This is a genomic window from Streptomyces sp. NPDC054956, from assembly GCF_053609185.1.
In genome coordinates this window covers 1-1,546 of record NZ_JBSGXB010000624.1, presented here as the reverse complement: position 1 = coordinate 1,546, position 1,546 = coordinate 1, and the positions used below count along the sequence as shown (strand labels likewise).

Below are 1,546 nucleotides of genomic sequence, written 5' to 3'. Positions count from 1 at the left end.
GAGGCAGGACCTGGAGTCCTGGACGGAGGTCCTGGAGCAGGCTCAGGCGGAGGTGGATGCCGCGCGGGAGCGAGTCGAGCGGGCCCGGGTGGGGCGTGAGGAGCTCGTGTCGGTGCTGGCCGAGGAGAGCCCCGTGATTACGCCGGTTTCCGTGCCTTCTGGTGGTGAGATGGCTGCCGCCGTGGGATCGGGCGGTTCCGGCGCGGGGCATGGCGAGCGGCCGCCGGTGCGGCGGTCGGGCATGGGCGGGGAGGTGCTCAGCGGCCTGTATCGGGAGGTGTTCGCCGCGGTGGTGGCCGCTTCGGGGCCGGTGAACGGAGTGGAGCTGACGCGGGCGGTGGGCCGGGAAGCGGAGATCAAGAACGAGGTGGAGAAGATCCGGCACCGTGCCTACGTGCTGGAGAAGCGGGGCTGGCTTGTGCGGGCGAAGGACGGACGGTTCATGCCCGCGCCCGGGGCAGTCGGCCGGGACGCTTCTCCGGCCAGCGCGGAGCGTCCGCGGCCAGGCGCCGGGACAGCCTGATCACAGCGGCCCACCACACCATCTGGGCGTGGTGGTCGGGGCGGCGTTCGTGGTCGCGGTTGAGGCGGCGTGAGCGGGAGAACCAGCTCAGCGTTCGCTCCACCACCCACCTGCGGGCCAGCACGACAAATCCGCGGTGTCCGTCGGATCGGCGCACGACCTCGATCCGCACTCCGTGCAGGGCGAACGCCTTGGCCAGGGCCGGGCCCTGGTAGGCGCTGTCGACCCACACCAGTTTCAGCAGCCGGCCCGGCTGGTCCATGAATGTCTCCAGCAGCGCGGGAGCGGCCTTGGAGTCGTGCACATCGGCTGTGGTCACGGTGACCTCCAGGAGCAGGCCCTCGGTGTCGGTCAGGATGTGACGCTTGCGTCCGTCACGTGATTTCCCGCCGTCGTATCCGCGACTTTCCGCACCGACGGTCTCGGAGGCGTCCACCGACTGACTGTCGATGATCCCCGCGGATGGCTCGGCGTTCCGCCCTTCGTGTTCCCTGGCCGTGCGGCGCAGCCGTTCATGCAGTTCACGCACGTAGTCGTATGCCCGCCAGCGGCGGAAGAAGTCGTAAACCGCCCGCCAGTACGGGAAATCGACCGGCAGAGCCATCCACTTCACACCATTGTCGACCAGGTAGCGCACCGCATCGAGTATTTCGCGGTGGCAATACCCCTCGGGACGCCCGCCCTGCTTGAGGAGCCAGGCCGGCACCGGCATCGCGGAACGGACCTCGGCCCACTCCGCATCCGTCATGTCACTCGGATAGCAGGCCGCCCGCCGCCCCGAAACGATCGAACCGAACCGGTGCACGTAGCAGTCACACCCAGGAGTGACCGCGGTGGACGAAGACACAGAGATACTGCTCAACTGATCGGGCAACGGGCTTCCCTGGTCGTGCTGGGTGTCGTAACCGCGTCACTACCAAGGGGCCCGTTCTTTCATGCCCGCGGTCGCACCCGTACCTCCGTCCAGATGATCACCCGCGCCCGCATGCCTCGAACGAAATCCGGTTTGCCACAACGCACTGA

Annotated in this window: 2 protein-coding genes; one reads left to right on the top strand and one right to left on the bottom strand. The window is 68.4% G+C overall.

What is annotated here, in order from left to right; translation table 11 throughout:
• Positions 1-523, top strand: a 523-nt coding sequence (locus ACWGDE_RS38845) for a hypothetical protein (RefSeq protein WP_453393803.1), incomplete at its 5' end; no start/stop codon positions are given.
• On the opposite strand, the gene ACWGDE_RS38840 is transcribed toward ACWGDE_RS38845, so the two are convergent.
• Positions 441-1,397 carry an IS5 family transposase gene (locus ACWGDE_RS38840; protein WP_453393802.1) on the bottom strand — a complete coding sequence of 319 codons (957 nt, stop codon included), beginning with the start codon at positions 1,395-1,397 and terminating at the stop codon, positions 441-443. The genes ACWGDE_RS38845 and ACWGDE_RS38840 overlap by 83 nt on opposite strands.
• Positions 1,398-1,546: the final 149 nt, after the last annotated feature.